The organism is Paraburkholderia caffeinilytica (assembly GCF_051027425.1).
Lineage (GTDB): Bacteria > Pseudomonadota > Gammaproteobacteria > Burkholderiales > Burkholderiaceae > Paraburkholderia > Paraburkholderia caffeinilytica_A.
This window is the reverse complement of record NZ_CP186553.1, coordinates 3,026,040-3,045,929: the sequence shown is the minus strand read 5'-3', so window position 1 is coordinate 3,045,929 and position 19,890 is coordinate 3,026,040. Positions and strand designations below refer to the sequence as shown.

At 62.6% G+C, this 19,890-nt stretch carries 16 protein-coding genes; 11 read left to right on the top strand and 5 right to left on the bottom strand.

The genetic code is table 11. From position 1 onward, the window contains the following. The first annotated feature begins 92 nt into the window (after nucleotides 1–92). The 7 genes from ACOSV0_RS33980 to ACOSV0_RS33950 are packed head-to-tail and all read left to right on the top strand — an operon-like array spanning nucleotide 93 to nucleotide 7,094. Entirely contained in the window at nucleotides 93–1,046 is a 954-nt protein-coding gene (locus tag ACOSV0_RS33980; protein WP_434112106.1) for an ABC transporter permease, read from the top strand. Then, nucleotides 1,043–1,999 (top strand): ABC transporter permease, encoded by a 957-nt coding sequence (locus ACOSV0_RS33975; RefSeq protein ID WP_434112105.1) that lies wholly within the window; start codon nucleotides 1,043–1,045, stop codon nucleotides 1,997–1,999. The genes ACOSV0_RS33980 and ACOSV0_RS33975 overlap by 4 nt, the downstream gene beginning before the upstream one ends. After that, nucleotides 1,999–3,843 carry an ABC transporter ATP-binding protein gene (locus tag ACOSV0_RS33970; RefSeq protein ID WP_434115976.1) on the top strand — a complete coding sequence of 615 codons (1,845 nt, stop codon included), beginning with the start codon at nucleotides 1,999–2,001 and terminating at the stop codon, nucleotides 3,841–3,843. Before ACOSV0_RS33975 ends, ACOSV0_RS33970 begins: the two co-directional genes overlap by 1 nt. Next, complete coding sequence (locus ACOSV0_RS33965) at nucleotides 3,840–4,154, top strand: (2Fe-2S)-binding protein (protein WP_434112103.1); 315 nt, start codon at nucleotides 3,840–3,842, stop codon at nucleotides 4,152–4,154. Before ACOSV0_RS33970 ends, ACOSV0_RS33965 begins: the two co-directional genes overlap by 4 nt. Continuing rightward, a complete protein-coding gene (locus tag ACOSV0_RS33960) occupies nucleotides 4,139–5,509 on the top strand; it encodes an FAD-dependent oxidoreductase (RefSeq protein WP_434112101.1) in 1,371 nt (456 codons plus the stop codon). The genes ACOSV0_RS33965 and ACOSV0_RS33960 overlap by 16 nt, the downstream gene beginning before the upstream one ends. Next, entirely contained in the window at nucleotides 5,506–6,675 is a 1,170-nt protein-coding gene (locus tag ACOSV0_RS33955; protein WP_434112099.1) for an NAD(P)/FAD-dependent oxidoreductase, read from the top strand. Before ACOSV0_RS33960 ends, ACOSV0_RS33955 begins: the two co-directional genes overlap by 4 nt. Further along, nucleotides 6,672–7,094 (top strand): helix-turn-helix domain-containing protein, encoded by a 423-nt coding sequence (locus tag ACOSV0_RS33950; protein ID WP_434112097.1) that lies wholly within the window; start codon nucleotides 6,672–6,674, stop codon nucleotides 7,092–7,094. Before ACOSV0_RS33955 ends, ACOSV0_RS33950 begins: the two co-directional genes overlap by 4 nt. Here ACOSV0_RS33950 and prpR read toward each other — a convergent pair. Then, complete coding sequence (prpR, locus tag ACOSV0_RS33945; protein WP_434112095.1) at nucleotides 7,051–9,015, bottom strand: propionate catabolism operon regulatory protein PrpR; 1,965 nt, start codon at nucleotides 9,013–9,015, stop codon at nucleotides 7,051–7,053. The two genes, ACOSV0_RS33950 and prpR, sit on opposite strands and share 44 nt — an antisense overlap. 290 nt (nucleotides 9,016–9,305) lie before the next feature. Between prpR and prpC the strand changes: the two genes are divergently transcribed. The 3 genes from prpC to prpF all read left to right on the top strand — a co-directional run bounded on the left by prpC (nucleotide 9,306) and on the right by prpF (nucleotide 14,693). After that, complete coding sequence (gene prpC, locus ACOSV0_RS33940) at nucleotides 9,306–10,475, top strand: bifunctional 2-methylcitrate synthase/citrate synthase (protein WP_434112092.1); 1,170 nt, start codon at nucleotides 9,306–9,308, stop codon at nucleotides 10,473–10,475. Between the two features lie 395 nt (nucleotides 10,476–10,870). Next, nucleotides 10,871–13,468 carry a Fe/S-dependent 2-methylisocitrate dehydratase AcnD gene (gene acnD / locus ACOSV0_RS33935; protein WP_434112090.1) on the top strand — a complete coding sequence of 866 codons (2,598 nt, stop codon included), beginning with the start codon at nucleotides 10,871–10,873 and terminating at the stop codon, nucleotides 13,466–13,468. Nucleotides 13,469–13,508: 40 nt separating this feature from the next. Then, complete coding sequence (prpF, locus tag ACOSV0_RS33930) at nucleotides 13,509–14,693, top strand: 2-methylaconitate cis-trans isomerase PrpF (protein WP_434112089.1); 1,185 nt, start codon at nucleotides 13,509–13,511, stop codon at nucleotides 14,691–14,693. A 70-nt stretch (nucleotides 14,694–14,763) separates the two neighbouring features. Here the strand turns inward: prpF and ACOSV0_RS33925 are convergent, their stop codons facing one another. The 3 genes from ACOSV0_RS33925 to ACOSV0_RS33915 form a co-directional block, all read right to left on the bottom strand. After that, on the bottom strand, nucleotides 14,764–15,150 hold the full coding sequence (locus ACOSV0_RS33925) for a hypothetical protein (protein WP_434112088.1): 387 nt from the start codon (nucleotides 15,148–15,150) through the stop codon (nucleotides 14,764–14,766). 526 nt (nucleotides 15,151–15,676) lie between these two features. Then, nucleotides 15,677–16,501 carry an SIR2 family NAD-dependent protein deacylase gene (locus ACOSV0_RS33920; RefSeq protein ID WP_434112086.1) on the bottom strand — a complete coding sequence of 275 codons (825 nt, stop codon included), beginning with the start codon at nucleotides 16,499–16,501 and terminating at the stop codon, nucleotides 15,677–15,679. Between the two features lie 487 nt (nucleotides 16,502–16,988). Then, nucleotides 16,989–17,789 carry a helix-turn-helix transcriptional regulator gene (locus tag ACOSV0_RS33915; RefSeq protein ID WP_434112084.1) on the bottom strand — a complete coding sequence of 267 codons (801 nt, stop codon included), beginning with the start codon at nucleotides 17,787–17,789 and terminating at the stop codon, nucleotides 16,989–16,991. A gap of 112 nt (nucleotides 17,790–17,901) precedes the next feature. Between ACOSV0_RS33915 and ACOSV0_RS33910 the strand changes: the two genes are divergently transcribed. After that, nucleotides 17,902–18,996 carry an alcohol dehydrogenase catalytic domain-containing protein gene (locus ACOSV0_RS33910; protein WP_434112082.1) on the top strand — a complete coding sequence of 365 codons (1,095 nt, stop codon included), beginning with the start codon at nucleotides 17,902–17,904 and terminating at the stop codon, nucleotides 18,994–18,996. Nucleotides 18,997–19,194: 198 nt separating this feature from the next. Here ACOSV0_RS33910 and ACOSV0_RS33905 read toward each other — a convergent pair whose 3' ends face one another. Further along, nucleotides 19,195–19,806 carry an NIPSNAP family protein gene (locus ACOSV0_RS33905; RefSeq protein WP_434112080.1) on the bottom strand — a complete coding sequence of 204 codons (612 nt, stop codon included), beginning with the start codon at nucleotides 19,804–19,806 and terminating at the stop codon, nucleotides 19,195–19,197. Between the last annotated feature and the right edge of the window lie 84 nt (nucleotides 19,807–19,890).

Here is a 19,890-nt window from a genome sequence, read left to right as displayed (position 1 = left end):
GTTTCCAGTCTGACGAACTGGGAAGTTGAACCCGGCAATACGCACGCCGCTCATCGAGCGGCGTGCGGCTTCAACCCAAGAGGCGAAATTCGATGAAAGCACATGCGCAACGACTCATCGCCGCGCGCCTTGGCCTCGCGCTGCTTACGCTGCTGCTGGTCTCGGCGGTCGTGTTCGCCATCACCGGGCTGCTGCCCGGCGATGCCGCCCAACAGGCGTTAGGCCAGGCGGCCACGCCGGAAGCCGTCGCGGCATTGCGGCATCAATTCGGCCTCGATCAGCCGGCGCTGCAACGCTACTTCGAGTGGCTCTTTCATGTTGTCAGCGGCAACTTCGGCACCTCGCTGTCGAACAATCTGCCCGTCAGCGAGCTGATCGCCACGCGCCTGCCGAATTCGCTGGTGCTGGCCGGGCTGACGGCGCTGGTCTCGGTGCCCGTGGCCTTGCTGATCGGGATTTCGTCGGCGATGTTCCGCGGTTCGCTGCTCGACCGCACGCTCAACGTGCTCACGCTGTCGACGGTTGCGGTGCCGGAGTTTCTGATCGCCACCATCGCGGTGCTGATCTTCGCCGTCAAGCTGCGCTGGTTGCCCGCGCTGTCGTATCTCTCGGAGGTCCATTCGTTCGGCGCGCTGCTGCGCATCTACGCGATGCCGGTGATGACGCTGTGCTGCGTGATCGTCGCGCAGATGGCGCGCATGACGCGGGCCGCGGTGCTCGATCAGCTCAATTCGTCGTATGTGGAAATGGCCGTGCTCAAGGGTGCCTCGCCCGCGCGCGTGGTGTTGCGGCATGTGTTGCCCAACACCATCGGGCCGATTGCCAATGCGGTGGCGTTGAGCCTGTCCTATCTGTTCGGCGGCGTGGTGATCGTGGAATCGATCTTCAACTATCCCGGCCTCGCAAGCCTGATGGTAGATGCCGTCACCAACCGCGACATGCCGCTCGTGCAGGGCTGCGTGATGGTGTTCTGCGCGGCGTATCTCGGGCTCGTGCTGATCGCCGATCTGTGTCAAATCGTATCCAACCCGAGGCTGCGTCGATGATGAGCCAACCTACCAATCCCCACGTTCCTCATATTCCTCACGCCGGCACGGAGCTGTACGACATGAGCCACGATGAACCCGCCGTCGAGCTGCCGGTCGTCGAAGCGGCCGCGCTGAAACAGGGCGTGTTGAAGCGGCTGGTGCATCGTTTTTCCGTGCTCGGTCTGATTGGCCTCGTGCTGGTGGCGTTCTGGCTGATCGTCGCGTTCATCGGGCCGCTGGTTGCGCCGTATAAAGGCGGAACGCTGACGTCGACGGAAATTTTCGGCCGCTATAGCGCGGCATATCCGCTCGGCACCGACTATCTCGGCCGCGATATGTTGAGCCGCATTCTCTACGGCGCGCGCTATACGGTGGGCCTCGCGCTGGCTGCCGCGGTGCTCGCCAGTCTGATCGGCACGTTCTTCGGTTTGCTGGCCGCGGTGTCCGGACGCTGGGTCGATGAAATCCTGAGCCGTCTGTTCGACGCGCTGATTTCGATTCCGAGCAAGGTGCTCGCGCTGGTTGTGATCGCGGCGTTCGGTTCGTCGATCACGATGCTGACGACCGTTGCCGCTTTGGCCTATATCCCCGGTGCATTCCGTATTTCGCGCTCGCTCGCGGTGAATCTGATGGGTCTGGAATACGTACAGGTGGCGAGAGCGCGCGGCGAAGGCATCTTCTATATTGCGCGCGTCGAAGTGCTGCCGAACATGATTCATCCGATGCTCGCCGATTTCGGCCTGCGCTTCGTGTTCATCGTGCTGCTGCTGAGCGGGCTGAGCTTTCTCGGCCTCGGCGTGCAGCCGCCGAATGCGGATTGGGGCTCGCTCGTGCGCGAGAACATCGGCGGTTTGTCGGAGGGCGCGCCTGCTGTGTTGATGCCGGCCGTCGCGATCGCGACGCTGACCATCGGCATGAATCTGCTGATCGACAACCTGCGGCGTCGTGGCCGTAGCCATGGAGGTGCATGATGGCTGAGCGGGACATGATTGAAGTAAAGGGCCTGCGGGTTGTGGCCGGTGCGGCGCCGGGGCCGGTGACGGAGATCGTCAAGGGTGTCGACTTTTCGGTGAAGAAGGGCGAGGTGCTGGCGCTGATCGGCGAGTCCGGCTCGGGTAAGACGACCATCGCGTTGTCGTTGCTCGGCTATGCACGAGCGGGATGTTCGATCAGCAGCGGCTCGGTGCGCGTGGGCGAGGTGGATGTGCTGTCGCTCGATGCCAAAGGCCGTCGCGCGTTGCGGGCGCGCACTGTGGCGTATGTCGCGCAGAGCGCGTCGGCAGGATTCAATCCGGCGCGCACGATCATGGATCAGGTGACCGAGCCGGCGTTGCTGCATCACCTGATGTCCGCCGAAGCGGCGCGCACGAAAGCGATCGGTCTGTTCCGCGCGCTTGCGCTGCCCGCGCCGGAGACGATCGGCGATCGCTATCCGCATCAGGTGTCCGGTGGTCAATTACAGCGCCTGATGGCCGCGATGGCGTTGATCACCGATCCCGCTGTCGTCGTGTTCGACGAACCGACCACCGCGCTCGATGTCACCACGCAGATCGAAGTACTCGCGGCCTTCAAGAAAGTGATTCGCGAACTCGGCACCACAGCCGTGTACGTGTCGCACGATCTGGCTGTGGTCGCGCAGATGGCGGACCGCATCGTCGTGCTGAATGGCGGCGCGGTGAAAGAGAACGGCGTGGTCGCGCAAGTGCTCGATGCGCCTGTGGATGCTTACACACGCCAACTGCTTGCGGCGACACGCCGCCCGGAAGTGGAGCTGGACACGCCGCAGAGTCTCGGCAATCACATTCCACCGCTGCTCGAAATTCGGGGACTCTCGGCGGGTTACGGACGGATCGATCGCTTCGGCAATCCCGCTGTGCGCGTGCTCGACGACGTCAGTTTGTCGATTCCGCGCGGCAGCACGCTCGGCGTGATCGGCGAATCCGGCTCCGGCAAAACGACGCTCGCGCGCGTGGTCGCGGGCCTGGTCGACCGCGCAAGCGGCGAGGTGTTCTTCAACGGCAAGCCGTTGCCCGCGCAACTGTCGCGCCGCACGCCGGAGCAGTACCGGCAGATCCAGATCGTGTTCCAGAACGCCGACACGGCATTGAACCCGAGCCATTCGATCGCCGATATCCTCGGCCGTCCGCTTGCGTTCTATCACCATCTCAGTGGCTCGGCAGCGAAGAAGCGGATGCTGGAATTGCTCGATCTGGTGCAACTGCCGGCATCGATCGCCACGCGCACGCCTGCCGGACTGTCCGGCGGCCAGAAGCAGCGTGTGAATCTGGCGCGCGCGCTGGCCGCCGATCCCGCCTTGATCCTGTGCGATGAAGTGACTTCCGCGCTCGATACGGTGGTCGGTGCGGCGATTCTCGATCTGCTGGCCGAATTGCGGCGCGAACTCGGCGTGTCGTACATGTTCATCAGCCACGACATCTCGACAGTGCGCGCCATCTGCGACGAAGTGATCGTGCTGTACGCGGGGCATCGCGTGGAAGCCGGGCAGCGCGACGTGCTCGCGGCGCCGCCGTATCACCCGTACACCGAATTGCTGGTCGACTCGGTGCCGGCTTTGAAACCCGGCTGGCTCGATGCGCGCCGCGAGATCGGCTGCGTGGCGTTGCCGGCGATGGGCGAGAGCGCCGATATTCCCGAGTTGTGCGCGTTCCGTGCGCGCTGCCCGGTGCGTATCGACGGCATGTGCAATATGACGCCGCCGTCCCTGAAGAAATTGCCTTCGGGCGCGGAGATTCTTTGCCATCATCCGGCGGCCGAATTGAATCGCTTGCAGACCATGGAGGCGACCCCGGCATGAACGGACGATTTGTGCGCCTCGCGGAGACGGGCCGCAAGACCTTTCCGATCACGGTAGACGGTGTCGTGCGCGAAGCCGCGGAAGGCGACACGTTGATGGTCGCCTTGCTGACCGGCGTGAACACGCTGCGCGATTCCGAATTCGGCGACGGCCGCCGCGCGGGTTTCTGTTTAATGGGCGCATGCCAGGATTGCTGGGTCTGGACGGCGCAAGGCGAACGGGTGCGGGCGTGCAGTACGCCTGCGGCGCCGGGCATGTCGATCGTGACCAGGCTGGCCGAAACCACGGAGGGCGTATGGCCCCGCGTGTAGTGATCATCGGCACCGGGCCGGCGGGCGTGCGTGCCGCGCAGGCGCTGGTCGAGGCCGGGTTGCGGCCGACGGTTATCGACGAAGGGCGGCGTGACGGCGGCCAGATTTATCGGCGGCAACCGGAGGGGTTCTCGCGCAGCTACGAGACGCTGTATGGCACGGAGGCGGAGCGTGCTGCGTCGCTGCATCAGAGCTTCGACGCGCTGAAGGACAAGATCGATTATCTGCCGGAGACGCTGGTCTGGAATATCTCGCCGAACACCGTGCATCTGGCGAGCGGTACGCGCTATCAGGCGCTGAGGTTCGACTCGCTGATTGTGTGCAGCGGCGCGACGGACCGGCTGATGCCCGTGAAGGGCTGGCACCAGGCCGGCACATATAGCCTCGGAGGCGCACAGGTCGCGTTGAAATCGCAGGGCTGCGCGATCGGCTCGCGCATCGTGATGATGGGCAGCGGTCCGCTGCTGTATCTCGTGGCGGCGCAATACGTGAAGGCGGGCGCGCAAGTGGCGGCGGTGCTCGATACGTCGACCTTCATGCAGCGCGTGGCTGCACTGCCGCGTTTGCTGGCGATTCCTGCCGCGCTCAAAAAAGGCATTGCATTGACGCGCGTGCTTGCAAAGGCTCGGGTGCCGATTCATCGCGGCGTGCAGCCTCTGGAAATCAAAGGCTCGCCGCAAGACGGCGTGAGCGGCGTCGAGGTGGCGTTGTCTGGTGGCAAGCGGCTCGAACTCGCGTGCGATGCCGTCGCGCTCGGCTATCACCTGCGTCCCGAAACGCAGCTTGCGGATCTCGCCGGGTGCCGCTTCCTGTTCGACGACAATACGCAGCAATGGCTTCCACAAATCGACGAGGACGGCCGCAGCAGTATCAAGAGCGTCTACCTGGCGGGCGACGGCGCAAGAGTGCGCGGTGCGGATGCAGCCGAACGTTCAGGCCGTCTCGCGGCCTTGGCGGCGTTGCGCGATCTCGGCATGCATGTTGGTGGCGTCGAGGAGTTGCGCGCCGAACTCGCACGCTTTACGCGTTTCGCCGCGGGCTTGCGAGAAGCCTTTCCGTGGCCGGCGAAATTCGCTGCGTCCCTGCCGGATGAAACGATTGTCTGCCGCTGCGAAGCGATTACAGCTGGCGAGCTGCGCCGTGTCGTACAGGCGACCGGCGCGCAGGAAGCCAATCGCGCGAAGGCGTTTTCGCGTGTCGGCATGGGCCGTTGCCAGGGACGTTACTGTGGCCACGCCGGCGCGGAAATCATCGCTGCGGCGGCTTGTGTACCGCTGTCTTCAGTGGGACGGTTGCGCGGCCAGGCGCCGGTCAAGCCGCTGCCCGTGGCGCTTACCGAGGAGGTGAGCGAATGAGCACGACGACCCGCAACGAAGCCGATGTCATTGTGATCGGTGGCGGCATCATGGGGACCACGACAGCTTTCTTCCTGCGGCAGCGCAAGCGTTCCGTGATTCTGCTCGAACGTGGACTCACGGGGCAGCAGGCGAGCGGCGTGAACTTCGGCGGCATTCGCCGGCAGGGCCGTGCGTTGCCGCAACTGGCGATGGCGAATCGCGCGCTGCGCACATGGCAACGCTCCACGGAACTGCTTGGCGACGACATCGAGTTTCTGCCATCGGGCCACACACGTGTGTGCTATCACCAGAAGGACGTCGAGAACTTCGACCAGTACGCAATCGATGCTCGCGCTTACGGTCTCGACCTCAACGTGCTGCATGGCGAGGCGGTGTTCGAGCGCTTTCCGTTTCTCGGGCGCGAGGTGCTGGCGGCGTCGATTTCACCACTCGACGGTCACGCCAATCCGCGTCTCGCGGCCCCCGCGTTCGGTCGAGCCGCCGCTCGACTCGGCGCCCAGGTGATCGAGAACACCGAGATCGTGCGTGTCGAAAAAGACGGTGACCGGTTTCGTGTGGAGAGCGCGCGCGGCGAGGTGTATTGGGCCGCGCAACTCGTGATCTGCGCGGGCGCCTGGGCGAGCCGTCTCACCGAACAATTCGGCGAACCCGTTCCGCTCGTCGCGAGCGGACCGCAGATGGCCGTGACCGAGCCGGTGCCGTATGTGTTCAAGTCGTCGATGGGCGTGTTCACATCGATCAAGGAAGAAAGCATCTATTTCCGCCAGATTCCGCGCGGCAATATCATTGTCGGCGGCGGTCCCGCTGGGCCGGCGGACGCCGTGACGTGCCGCGCCTCGGTTCTGCCGCGCAACACCGTACGGCAAGTCGCGCAGTTGCGCCGGCTCGTACCCGCCATGGCGCCGCTGCATGTGATTCGCGTGTGGAGCGGCGTGGAAAGCTATCTGCCCGACGGCGAACCGGTGATCGGGCCGAGCAGCAAGGTCGACGGTCTTTACTATGCATTCGGTTTCTGCGGCTCGGGTTTTCAGATCGGCCCGGGTGTCGGCGAGACGCTCGCTGAGCTCGTCGGTACCGGCCGCACGGAGATTCCGCTCGACGTGTTTTCCGTCACGCGATTCGCGCAGCAACCCACGCCCCGCCCGACCATCGCGACATCATGAAACAGACCCTCAGCCTCAACACCGCGCGAGCATTTATCGAAGCCCATTTCGACGAACCGGTGACACTCGCGCAACTCGCCGCGTTGTCCGCGCTCAGCGTGTCGCGTTTCGCGACGGTGTTTCGTCAGCAGTACGGTTCGTCGCCGTATCGTTATCTGTGCGGCCTGCGGATTCAACGGGCGCAAACCTTGTTGCTCGAAGGCGTGCCAGGATCGGTCGTGGCGACCGAGGTGGGGTTCTTCGATCAAAGCCACTTCGGCCGGCATTTCAAACGATGCTGTGGGATGACGCCCAGCATGTTCATCGAACGCGCCGGAGCGAAGGCGGCGAAGCATGCTGTGAAGAGCGCTGTGAAGCGTGGCGGCGCGGTTCAGGCTACTGCGCCGCGTTCAGCTTCCGCCATAAGGTCGTCTTGCTGATGCCCAGGGCCTGGCACACGGCATCGCGATCGCCGTCGCATGCGGCGAGCGCGGCGCGGATTTCGTCTGCTTCCACGTGACGGCTGCGTTCGCGTAACGTTAGCGGCGCTTTCTTCGTGCGCGCCTGCGCTTGCTGGAAAATTTCAGGGGCGATGGTGCGCAGGACGTCGCGCGTAAAGACGGTTTCTGCGGCGCCGTTCGGGCCCATGTCCGTATCGGCCAGTTCAACCGCAATCCGCTCGATCACGTTCTGCAATTCACGTACGTTGCCTGGCCACGGGTAACGCTGTAGAGGCTCACTGAGCGTAGCGAGGATGCGCCTCGCCGCATTCGCATCGGGCAGGCGAGCCGCCAGCCTCGGTTCACGCGACGCGGCCTGCAGCAGCAGTTCGACCGCGAGCGGCAGCAGATCGGTTGGCCGCTCGCGCAGCGGTGGCAGGGCGATGCTCAGAATGTTGAGCCGGTAGTACAAGTCCGCGCGGAAACTGCCCGCTTCGATGCCCTCGGTCAACGCACGATGCGTTGCCGCGACGACCCGGATATCCACACGCGTCGGCTCCGTCGAGCCGAGCCGCACGACTTCACGCTCCTGCAGCACGCGCAATAAGCGGCTTTGCAACGACAAGGGCATCTCGGCGATTTCGTCGAGAAACAGCGTGCCGCGGTGCGCCACTTCGATCAGTCCCGCCTTGCCGCCTTTGCGTGCGCCGGTGAACGCGCCTTCCTCGTAACCGAACAACTCGCTTTCCAGCAATGCCTCAGGAAACGCGCCGCAATTGATGGCGACGAAGGCGAAGTCGCGCCGCGCGCTCAGCTGATGCATGCTCTGCGCGACCATCTCCTTGCCGGTGCCGCTTTCGCCGAGAATCAGCACGGTCGCATCCGATCTGGCGTAGCGCTGCACGAGCGTGCGAACCCGTTCGATCGAATCGGCCGCGCCGACGATATCGTCGAGCCGGTAACGCGCGCTGAATTGCTGCACGCGCTGCCGCGAGCGCAAGGTGCGGTCGAGCCGTTCGACGGCACGCGATTCCTGAAACGTCAGGACGGTGCCCGCCGCCGAGTTGCTGCTCGCGAGCGGCCCGCGATGCACGACGTAACTCACGCCCCGCACCGTGCAGAATGCGTCGCCATCCGAGTCCGGCAAGCTGCCCGCGAGATCGGGCGCGAGGTCGAGCAGCGCGCGGCCCACGGCGTGTGCCGCGTCGATGCCGAGCACAGTGGCGAGGCGCTGGTTCATCGCTTCGACGCACCCTTGCGCGTCGAGCGCGACGACGCCGTCGCGCAGATGCTGCAGCAGATTGTCGAGCCGTTGACGGCGCACCGTTTCGCGGCGCGTGGCCTGCGCGACTTCGAGTGCGGTATCGAACGCGGCGCGGACCGACGCGCGTGAATAGAGAAACACCGCGCCCATGCCGGCACTCGCCGCAAGATCGGTGACGAGCCCCGGGCCGACCACGACGTCGATGCCTCGATCGCGCAGATCGAGAACGACGCTCTCCGCGTCCTGGGCCGACTGATACGACGCGAGCGTGACGTCGATGCCGTACGCCGCGATGAAACGGCGCACTTCGTCGGGCGTGTCGCCGTGCGTGACGAGCGCGACCTTCGCGCCGTCGCGCCGCGCTCGCGCGAGTGCGTGCATGACGTCGAAACCGGTCGGGTTGATCAGCACGACCGGAACGCTGACGCGTGTTTTCAGATACGCGCCGTTGGAGCCGCCGGCAATGACGACATCCGGACGCCCCGCGCCGACTGCGTCGAGTTCATGCACGGCATCTTCGAAGCCATGCGCGACGATGCGCAGATCGGCGCGTTCGACATACTCGCCGGCAATGTCGAAGAACAGATCGCGCAGGCGGCTGATGCTGGCGGCCCAAATACGGGGGCGTTGCGCGGGATCGAAGGGGGGCGTGCTCACGGCGGGCGGCTCGTTGTCTGATGAGTGGGGCGTGACGGATCGGAAGCCCGCCCATTATGCACGCGTTGTTTTCGAATTTGAAATTCGTGATTTCACTTATGAAATCGGCGAGCGCTGTGGTCAGGCAGTGATTTTTTGTTAAATCAGGCACTTAGCGGCTCGTGCTGCGCATGGCCCATTCTTTGCGTTATTGGGTTCCGTTTTCACCGGTCACCGCATTGAAACCTTGAAAGCCAGGCTCGGCGCGCTGATTGCCGCACGAACGCAACCCCGCAGTTGGAGACGAAACTATGAGTGAAGCCGATAACAGCACGCCGAACGCAGGCGCCTTCAAACCGAAGAAGTCCGTGGCCCTGTCCGGCGTGACGGCTGGCAACACCGCACTGTGCACGGTCGGCAAGACCGGCAACGATCTGCACTACCGCGGCTACGACATTCTCGACATCGCCGGTGCCTGCGAATTCGAAGAGATCGCGTATCTGCTGGTTCACGAAAAGCTGCCGACGCAAGCTGAACTCACTGCTTACAAGACCAAGCTCAAGGCGCTGCGCGGCCTGCCCGCAAACGTCAAGGCCGCGCTCGAATGGATTCCGGCCGCCGCTCATCCGATGGATGTGATGCGCACAGGCGTCTCGGTGCTGGGCACCGTGCTGCCGGAGAAAGACGACCACAACCTGCCGGGCGCACGCGACATTGCCGACAAACTGATGGCCTCGCTCGGTTCGATGCTGCTGTATTGGTACCACTACTCGCACAACGGCAAGCGCATCGAGGTCGAAACCGACGACGATTCGATCGGCGGCCACTTCCTGCATCTGCTGCACGGCGTGGAGCCCTCGAAGGCCTGGGTCGATGCCATGCATGTGTCGCTGAACCTGTATGCCGAGCATGAATTCAACGCGTCGACTTTCACCGGCCGCGTGATCGCGGGCACGGGCTCGGATATCTACTCGGCGATTACCGGTGCAATCGGCGCGCTGCGCGGCCCGAAGCACGGCGGCGCGAACGAAGTCGCGTTCGAGATCCAGTCGCGCTATCAGACGCCCGACGAGGCTGAAGCCGATATCCGCAAGCGCGTCGAGAACAAGGAAGTGGTGATCGGTTTCGGCCACCCGGTGTACACGATCTCCGACCCGCGCAACAAGGTCATCAAGGAAATCGCGAAGAAGCTGTCGAAGGATGCGGGCAACACCAAGCTGTTCAGCATCGCCGAGCGTCTGGAATCGGTGATGTGGGATGCGAAGAAGATGTTCCCGAATCTCGACTGGTTCAGCGCGGTTTCGTACCACATGATGGGTGTGCCGACGGCGATGTTCACGCCGCTGTTCGTGATCGCGCGCACGGCAGGCTGGAGCGCACACATTATCGAGCAACGGATCGACAACAAGATCATTCGTCCGAGCGCGAATTACACCGGTCCGGATGATCTGCGATTCGTGCCTCTCGCCAAGCGCGTTTAAGGGTATCGAAGGAATCGAAGGTCTCGCCGGGTGCCGAAGCAGGTTTGCAAAGCTCGGAAAGGCCTTTGACCGTGTAAGCGCAAAGCCGCAAGCGTTTCTCCTCCATTGCGTCTCATGAGCGCGACGTAATGAAGCTTGGGCCTTGGCTCGCTGGAACCCCGAGCCAAGGCTGTTTTTTTACAGCGCGCGGTGCAGTGTTTGTTGTCGTGCGTTGTGCGGTACGTTGTGCGGCGCATCAACGAAATACACAGCAAGCCCGCGCATCACCGCAAGCTAAACTACACAGACTATCCGATTGATGCGCCAGCGTTGCGCCGCTTGAAAGAGGGGCAGTGGAATGTGAAGCACGTCTGCCGCCATCGTCACCGGATCATAATTGTTTTGTCCCCTACGCCATGAATACTGCCAACCGCAAACGCCTCCCCGGCACCCAGCTGGATTTCTTCGACACGCGTGCCGCCGTCGATGCGATCGAACCCGGCGCCTATGACAAGCTGCCGTACACCTCGCGCGTGCTGGCCGAAAACCTCGTGCGCCGCTGCGATCCGGCGATGCTGACGGCGTCGCTCAAGCAGATCATCGAACGCAAGCGCGAGCTGGATTTTCCGTGGTTCCCGGCGCGCGTGGTGTGTCATGACATTCTTGGCCAGACCGCTTTGGTCGATCTCGCCGGTTTGCGCGACGCGATCGCGGCGCAAGGCGGCGATCCCGCGATGGTCAATCCGGTCGTGCCGACGCAACTGGTGGTGGATCACTCGCTTGCCGTCGAGTGTGGCGGTTTTGATCCGGATGCGTTCGCGAAGAACCGCGCGATTGAAGATCGCCGCAATGAAGACCGCTTCGATTTCATCAACTGGACCAAGCGCGCGTTCAAGAACGTCGACGTGATTCCTCCGGGCAACGGCATCCTGCATCAGATCAACCTCGAGCGCATGAGCCCGGTGGTGCAGGTGAAAGACGGCGTGGCCTTCCCCGATACGCTGGTCGGTACCGATTCGCATACGCCGATGGTGGATGCGCTCGGGGTGATCGCGATCGGCGTGGGCGGTCTCGAAGCGGAGAGCGTGATGCTGGGCCGCGCATCGTATATGCGGCTGCCGGATATCGTCGGTGTGGAACTCACGGGCAAGCCGGCTGAAGGCATTACGGCAACCGACGTGGTGCTCTCGCTGACCGAATTCCTGCGCAAAGAAAAAGTGGTTGGCGCGTACCTCGAGTTCTACGGAGAGGGCACCGCTAACCTGACGCTCGGCGATCGCGCGACCATCGCCAATATGGCGCCCGAATTCGGCGCGACGGCGGCGATGTTCTACATCGACGAACAGACCATCAAGTATCTCAAGCTCACAGGCCGCGACGATGAACTCGTCAAGCTGGTCGAGACCTATGCAAAGGAAACTGGCTTGTGGGGCGCTACGCTGAAGCACGCCGAATATGAGCGCGTGTTGACGTTCGATCTGTCGACCGTGGTGCGGACGCTGGCGGGGCCGTCGAATCCGCATCGTCGCTTGCCGGTGTCCGAACTGGCCTCGCGCGGTATCAGCGGCAAGGTGGAGAACGAGCCGGGCCTGATGCCGGATGGCGCGGTGATCATCGCGGCGATCACGAGCTGCACGAACACCAACAACCCGCGCAATATGATCGCCGCGGGTTTGCTGGCGCGTAACGCCAATCAACGCGGATTGACCCGTAAGCCGTGGGCGAAGACCTCGCTCGCGCCTGGGTCGAAGGCGGTCACGCTGTATCTGGAAGCGGCGGGCCTGCTGCCGGAACTGGAGCAGTTGGGTTTCGGCGTGGTCGCGTATGCATGCACGTCGTGCAATGGCATGTCGGGTGCGTTGGATCCGGTGATCCAGAAGGAAATCGTCGATCGCGATCTGTATGCGACGGCTGTGCTGTCCGGTAACCGTAACTTCGATGGCCGTATTCATCCGTATGCGAAACAGGCTTTCCTGGCTTCGCCGCCGCTGGTGGTGGCTTACGCGATTGCGGGCACGATTCGCTTCGATATCGAGAAGGATGTGCTTGGCGTCGACGCTGACGGCAACGAGGTCAAGCTGAAGGACATCTGGCCGTCGGATGAAGAGATCGATGCAATCGTCGCTTCGAGCGTGAAGCCGGAGCAGTTCCGCAAAGTGTATGAGCCGATGTTCACGGTGTCCGTCGATACGAGCGAGAAAGCGGATCCGCTGTACGACTGGCGTCCGATGAGCACGTATATCCGCCGTCCGCCGTATTGGGAAGGCGCGCTGGCCGGTGAGCGCACGCTGAAGGGCATGCGTCCGCTGGCGGTGCTGGGCGATAACATCACAACCGATCATCTGTCGCCTTCAAATGCGATTCTGGCGGATAGCGCGTCGGGTGAGTACCTCGCCAAAATGGGATTGCCCGAGGAGGACTTCAATTCGTACGCGACCCACCGTGGCGACCACCTGACCGCGCAACGCGCCACCTTCGCGAATCCGACGCTGAAGAACGAGATGGTGCTGGAAGACGGCAAGGTGAAGGCGGGTTCGTTGGCGCGCATCGAGCCGGAGGGCAAGGTGACGCGCATGTGGGAAGCGATCGAAACCTACATGGAGCGCAAGCAGCCGCTCATCGTGATTGCCGGGGCCGACTACGGTCAGGGCTCGTCGCGTGACTGGGCGGCGAAGGGCGTGCGACTTGCCGGTGCGGAAGCGATTGTGGCTGAAGGATTCGAACGGATTCACCGCACGAATCTGGTGGGCATGGGTGTGCTGCCGCTGGAATTCAAAGCGGGTGTGAATCGCCTCACGCTCGCTATCGACGGCACCGAAACCTTCGACGTGATCGGTGAACGTAAGCCGCGCGCTGACCTGACGCTCGTGATTCATCGCAAGAGCGGTGAGCGCGTGGAGGTGCCGGTAACGTGCCGGTTGGATACTGCGGAAGAGGTTTCCATCTACGAAGCCGGCGGCGTGCTGCAACGCTTTGCGCAAGACTTTCTTGAATCGACGAAGGCAGCGGCTTAAGGTTTTTTAAACCCTCCGCTCTCATCAGGACACTACTTTTATGGCCCACAAACCTCAGATCAAGATTCCGGCGACGTATATGCGCGGCGGTACCAGCAAGGGCGTGTTCTTTCGGCTGCAGGATTTGCCGGAGGCTGCCCAGGTGCCGGGCGCCGCGCGCGATGCGCTGCTGATGCGTGTGATCGGCAGTCCGGACCCGTATGGCAAACAGATCGACGGCATGGGTGGCGCGACGTCGAGCACGAGCAAGACGGTCATCATCGCGAAGAGCAGCAAGCCGGACCATGATGTGGATTACCTGTTCGGGCAGGTTTCGATCGACAAGGCTTTCGTCGACTGGAGCGGCAACTGCGGGAATCTGTCTGCTGCGGTGGGGCCGTTTGCGATTAGCGCGGGTCTCGTCGATGCAAGCCGTATTCCGCACAACGGTGTGGCGATTGTGCGCATCTGGCAGGCGAATATCGGCAAGACGATCATCGGGCATGTGCCGATTACCGATGGCGCCGTGCAGGAAACCGGCGACTTTGAACTCGATGGCGTGACGTTTCCGGCGGCTGAAGTTCAGCTTGAGTTCATGGACCCGGCTGCCGAAGAAGAGGGCGCCGGCGGCGCGATGTTCCCCACGGGGAATCTGGTCGACGACCTCGATGTGCCGGGTGTCGGCACGCTGAAGGCGACGATGATCAATGCCGGCATTCCGACCATTTTCGTGGATGCGGAATCGATCGGTTATAAGGGTACCGAACTGCAAGACGCCATCAATAGCGACGACAAGGCGCTGGCGATGTTCGAAACCATTCGTGCGCACGGTGCGGTGCGTATGGGTCTGATCAAGAACATCGATGAGATCGCGACGCGGCAGCATACGCCGAAGGTGGCGTTCGTTGCGAAGCCTGCCGACTACGTTGCGTCGAGCGGCAAGCGGGTTGCCGCGGGTGACGTCGATCTGCTGGTGCGGGCGATGTCGATGGGCAAGCTGCATCACGCGATGATGGGGACGGCCGCGGTTGCGATTGGCACGGCCGCTGCGATTTCAGGAACCTTGGTGAATCTGGCGGCGGGTGGCGGCGCGCGGGAAGCGGTGCGCTTCGGGCATCCGTCGGGAACGTTGCGAGTGGGCGCCGAGGCGCGCGAGGAGGGCGGGGCGTGGACCGTCACCAAAGCGATCATGAGCCGTAGCGCGCGGGTGTTGATGGAGGGCTGGGTGAGGGTGCCGGGGGAATGAGTGAGCGGTTGCCGAGACCGGCGACGGCCTCGGTGACACGCGTGTTTTTCGACGACGGGCTTTTGTTCTGTCACGCGTCTGCGGCGGCTATGTCTTCTTCTGCCCGCTGCAATACCTCTTCTGCAAGCAGGTTCGCTGCATGGCGCGCCGTGATGCGGCTTTGCGGAACGCCTTTTGCATCGAGCGCAATCACCTGATATAACTCGCGATCGCATTCGAGTTCCTGCTGGTATTCCTCCGTTTTGTCCACCAGCAATTCAAGAAGCGTCTGACGACGTCGTCTTTCTTCAAGTGTGATGGAAGGATTCCTACATATCGAGGACGCAAGTGTGATCAGCGTATCCAGTTGACTCAGGTGCCGGTTGCATAAATCGAATGCCGACAGGGCAAGCTTTTCGTACTGGAGTGCGTCGACAGGCGGACGTGAAGCAGATTGATTTTTTGTGGACTTGCTCATGGTGCGATCTCCCTGTTGCTTATTGGATCGCCCGACACTCGTTTGGGAAGGGTGAGCGGGCACGAAGCGGGATTGGAAGACCGGGCTTGAACCAAACCGGCGAGCCTTGCGGCTCCCCCACAACAGCCCGCCCATTGCAAAACAACAGACGTGCAGAGGTAGACGCACGACCCGCCTGAGCGGGTGTGCGGGTTCAGCTAGCAGGCTTCCAAACCTGGTCGTCGGGTGTTTCCTGACGACTTCGTAATTATAAAGCAGGGCACCCAAGTTACGTTCAATCTTGTAGGCCAAATGTTTGATTTGGCCGAAAGGATAAGGGGGCGTAGGACGAGGGGACGGGGGGGCTCCGTCGATGCGGCTATTTGCGCATCGGCGTTGGTCAGGCGAATGCGTGATATCGTTTAGGTTTCGTTCATCGACCCAAACGAGTCACGCGCTCCTCGCGAGTGAACGTCTGCTGTTACGCTGTAGGCGGCCGGTTACATATCTTCTTCTAAGACGGCGCAACGTCATTGCCTGGGAATAGTTACACTCCGTTCAAAGCGTCGTCTAGTAGCGAGAGAGTTTGAAGTGCTCCGCCAGCGAATCCGATCCCACGATGCGCAGCAATTCCTGAATCTTTTGGGTTGATGCGAATGACGCGGGCTCCCACTCTTTCACTGAAATTTCGAACTGTCGGAATGGTCTTGCCCGCGCCAACTTCCACTACAACAGGTCGTTCGACGGACGCAAGCCAGGCATGCAGGCGGGATTCCTGAGCCTCGGTGCGCAGTGCAATCCAGTCATAGTCCCCGAACATAAGAATATTGGGTCGTGCAGTAGCGCCACAATGCGGGCAGGACGGAACTGCGTTGAGCAGAAGACATTCTGTCTCATTCACGACCGGCTCAAAAGCGTCCGCCGACCACACAGCATCAGTACAAACCTCAGAGCACTGCATCCAGTGGATGGAGCCGTGGCATTCCGCGACGATGTCGGCGCGAAAACCCGCCTTCTGAAACTGGCCGTCAACATTGCTGGTGAAAACAGCAGCGCCCTGCGGCATATTCTCGGCCCAGCGGAGAAGGACCTGAAACCCGCTGTGAGGTTCGGTTCGCCGGTAAAGCTTAAGTCGGTGACCATAGAAGCCCCAGGATAATGTGGGCGATTTGACGAGTGTCCGCGGATTCGCCATATCCTGGAACGTCAGCCGATGCTTACGCAGCGCTGGATAGGCGCGCCAAAACCCGTCCGCACCTCGAAAATCGGGGAGCCCTGAATCAACGCCCATACCAGCCCCGGCCGTTATGAGCAAACCATCTGCTTCGCGGAGCCATGAAGCCACACGCTTGAACTTATCGACTTCGTCCATAGAGTAATTTCTGCAAAATTGGCTCGGCGTGCGCGGAGCTTATATGAGCGGAGGCTTAACAACTGCAATGATCCGATGCAGATACCGATAACGCAAGGTCGTCGAATTCCTGTGCACCCGAAATAGGCTCGAAAGCAGCCGTCTCGGTGAATCTCGCCGAAGGTCTCTAGATGGCCGAAGGACTAAACCGCTCGCGCGGTAGGGGCTACGGTCAGACGCTGGAGGTCAGGGAGAGGCCGGTCACGCGGCTTTATGTTGGCGAATGAGGCAATCCGCCTCGTTCTTCAACAGGAGCCGAATCATGACCTCCTTACCGGCAAACACCAGCCCCTACAGCGCGAGCGGTTTAGTCCATCGACCCGAAACGGACGCCGGACCGGGCGTCGCCTCATCGGCAGCTGTTGGTCTGCAGTCCTCGCAGATGGCATGTCGCACGCGTGGATTTCTAAATTCCAGAGCTGCGGATTCGACTATGTTTCGGGCGAGCTTAATCGCTGCTGGCGCCGGCATCGGCGCTAACCGGCGTATAGATCGCGAGCTTTAGCGCGGGATCGTCGTTCGCCTGAAACGTCGCGTATTCGTAGCGCTGCGTGCCGCGCTGCGCATGCACGAACACTTTCTGCCCCGACACTCCGCTGCGCACGTCGTGTGTGCTCCACCACTTCGCGAACTCGCCGCTGTTTGCGCACAGACGCTCCACCAGTGCGACGAACGCAGGGTCGCCCGCATGGAGATCGTGGCTCGCGCGAAACAGTGCGATCATGCGGCGCGCCTCGTCGGACCAGCTCGCAGCGAAAAGCCGCCGCGCTTCGGGCTCGACGAACATGTAGATCAGAATGTTGCGGTCCGCTTCGGCGAGGCGATCGAAGCCGAGCAGGTCCGCTGCGGCCGCATTCCACGCGAGGAGGTCCCAGCGCCGGCCGGTCACATAAGCCGGCAGGTCGAGACTCGCGACGAGCCGCTCGATGGTGGGCGGCACGCTTTCCCGCACGAAGGCGCGCGGTTCGTCGTGCCGCGCGAGCGCGCGCAGATGGGCTGCTTCGGCCTTGTCGAGCCGCAACGCCCGCGCAAGCGCGTCGAGCGTCGACGCTGAAGGGCTGACGACGCGCCCCTGTTCCATCCGCACGTACCAGTCGACGCCGATGCCCGCCAGTTCCGCGACTTCTTCGCGCCGCAGGCCGGGAGTACGGCGGCGCCGTGTGCCGTTCAGGCCTGCTGCATCGGGTGTCAGCTTCTTGCGCCGGGAGCGCAGAAAGTCGCCGAACGGGGTTCGAGTCGTGGCGATCATCAGGTTTGTTTCGTGCAGGGTGGTATCGGGCAATCCTGGGAGTGTGCCGGGCCTTGTTGCCAATTCTAAGCCTGCCAGAATCGCCCCGTCTCCCACACCTGACGGAAAAACCATGAAAGCTGCGATTCTGAAGACGCTCGGCGTTCCACTCGCGATCGAATCAATGCCGGATCCTTCGGCCGGCACCGGCGAGGTCATCGTGGATGTCGTCGCGACGCCGGTCCTGTCCTATGCGCAGGAGGTGTTCAGCGGCGAGCGCCGCTATCCAATTGAGCTGCCGATCGTGCCCGGCTGCGGCGCGATTGGCCGTGTCAGGACGACGGGTCCGGACGCGACGCAGTTGCAGCCGGGCGACTGGGTGTTCTGCGATCCGACCGTGCGCTCGCGCGACGATGCGCTGATGCCCGACATCGTGCTGCAAGGCTGGAGCTCGCGCGGCGAGGGTGGCAAGCTGCTGCAGCGCTATTTTCACGACGGCCCGTTCGCGGAGCGGTTGCGGGTGCCGACTGAGAACGCGGTGCGCATCGGCGACATCGAGCCGGCCGACGCCGCCCGCTGGTGCGCGCTCAACACGCTACTCGTACCGTATGGCGGGCTGCTCGCGTCCGAGTTGCGGGCGGGCGAGATCCTGCTCGTGAGCGGCGCAACCGGCAACTTCGGCAGCGCATGCGTCGCGGTGGCGCTGGCGATGGGCGCGCGGTGCGTGATCGCGCCCGGCCGCAACGCACAGGCGCTCGCGGATCTCAAGCGCCGCTTCGGCGAACGTGTGCGCACCGTTGCACTGACCGGCGACGAGGCCACTGATCGCGAACGCATGCAGCAGGCGGCACCGGCACCGATCGATTGCGTGATGGATCTGATGCCGCCGTCGGTGCCCGCGACCACGGTGCGTGCCGCGGCGATGGCGGTCCGCCCATATGGGCGCGTGGTGCTGATGGGCGGAGTCGGCATGCTGGGCGGTGCGGGACTCGAGCTGCCGTATCCGTGGATCATGCGCAACGACATCACGCTGCGCGGCAAGTGGATGTACCCGAAGGAAGCGGTGACGTTGATGACGGGGCTCATCCGCAGTGGGCTGCTGGACCTGGGACATTTCGATGTGACGACTTTTGCGCTCGATGACGCGAACGAGGCGGTCGCGCATGCTGCGGCGAACGGCGGGCCGTTCAGGATGACCGTGATAACGCCGCATAGCGGTGCGCGGTGATGCGGCTTTGCGGAGCGCCTTTCGCATCGCGCAATCACCTGGTACAACTTGCGGTCGTGTTCGAATTGCTGGTGGTACGGCTCCGCCGTGTCCACCAGCAATTCGAGCAGCGTCTGATGACATCGCCTTCTTCAAGCGTAATGGAAGGATTCCTGCAGCGTGAACGTTCGTTTCGAAGAGAGAAATCGCCCGGACAGTTCACCGCAGCGGTGACCTGTCCGTCGGTATCCAGATAGTGGATGTCGCCTCATAGAATTGATCGGGACCTCCCTTCGGCGGCCAGATTCCGTCAGCGTAAGACTTTGCGCGTATCGCGACGCGTTCATCGAGGCTTTCCCAGGGCCATATGTGCGTGATGCGCGGTACGCCATCAAGCGCGTACATGTTGACCGTCAGACTTGACCGTTTTGAGCGCTCAGGCATCGCAGTCTCCCAGGCCTTGATGGTTGGCGTCAGGCCCCCTGGCCTTAGCCAGTAGGTACGAAACTCGTAGTACTTGCCGAACGAACCCGGCTCGACGGGAGGCAGGAATGGAAAACCGGCATAGCTCTCCATCTCGATCGTACACTCGCTGTCGGCCGCCCCGAACGGGTTAGCATGATGTAGTGCACGCACTCTTTCTTGCGCCAGTTGCGCTTCGTCGGTGAACCCGCGGAGGATACGCACACTCCCTAGCCGTCCATTTTCCGAGGTCCATGCACCGAGCCAGCGCCCTGTGGTTTCTGAATGAGCAAGGTAAGCCTCCGCGTTCGCGATCACCTGGGCCAGCTTGAGAATATGCGACGACAGGGTAGTCAGCTCGTAGAACATTCATTTCTCCAGAGTCAGTAAGGAACCATCGGACGTCCGCTGAAGGACAAGATTAGACTTAGCCCTTCTGCTTGAGAATTCCCT

Coding starts and splice junctions, on each gene's coding strand:
- ACOSV0_RS33980 (WP_434112106.1), top strand. CDS start 93: ATGAAAGCACATGCGCAACGACTCATCGCCGCGCGCCTTGGCCTCGCG.
- ACOSV0_RS33975 (WP_434112105.1), top strand. CDS start 1,043: ATGATGAGCCAACCTACCAATCCCCACGTTCCTCATATTCCTCACGCC.
- ACOSV0_RS33970 (WP_434115976.1), top strand. CDS start 1,999: ATGGCTGAGCGGGACATGATTGAAGTAAAGGGCCTGCGGGTTGTGGCC.
- ACOSV0_RS33965 (WP_434112103.1), top strand. CDS start 3,840: ATGAACGGACGATTTGTGCGCCTCGCGGAGACGGGCCGCAAGACCTTT.
- ACOSV0_RS33960 (WP_434112101.1), top strand. CDS start 4,139: ATGGCCCCGCGTGTAGTGATCATCGGCACCGGGCCGGCGGGCGTGCGT.
- ACOSV0_RS33955 (WP_434112099.1), top strand. CDS start 5,506: ATGAGCACGACGACCCGCAACGAAGCCGATGTCATTGTGATCGGTGGC.
- ACOSV0_RS33950 (WP_434112097.1), top strand. CDS start 6,672: ATGAAACAGACCCTCAGCCTCAACACCGCGCGAGCATTTATCGAAGCC.
- prpC (WP_434112092.1), top strand. CDS start 9,306: ATGAGTGAAGCCGATAACAGCACGCCGAACGCAGGCGCCTTCAAACCG.
- acnD (WP_434112090.1), top strand. CDS start 10,871: ATGAATACTGCCAACCGCAAACGCCTCCCCGGCACCCAGCTGGATTTC.
- prpF (WP_434112089.1), top strand. CDS start 13,509: ATGGCCCACAAACCTCAGATCAAGATTCCGGCGACGTATATGCGCGGC.
- ACOSV0_RS33925 (WP_434112088.1), bottom strand. CDS start 15,150: ATGAGCAAGTCCACAAAAAATCAATCTGCTTCACGTCCGCCTGTCGAC.
- ACOSV0_RS33920 (WP_434112086.1), bottom strand. CDS start 16,501: ATGGACGAAGTCGATAAGTTCAAGCGTGTGGCTTCATGGCTCCGCGAA.
- ACOSV0_RS33915 (WP_434112084.1), bottom strand. CDS start 17,789: ATGATCGCCACGACTCGAACCCCGTTCGGCGACTTTCTGCGCTCCCGG.
- ACOSV0_RS33910 (WP_434112082.1), top strand. CDS start 17,902: ATGAAAGCTGCGATTCTGAAGACGCTCGGCGTTCCACTCGCGATCGAA.
- ACOSV0_RS33905 (WP_434112080.1), bottom strand. CDS start 19,806: ATGTTCTACGAGCTGACTACCCTGTCGTCGCATATTCTCAAGCTGGCC.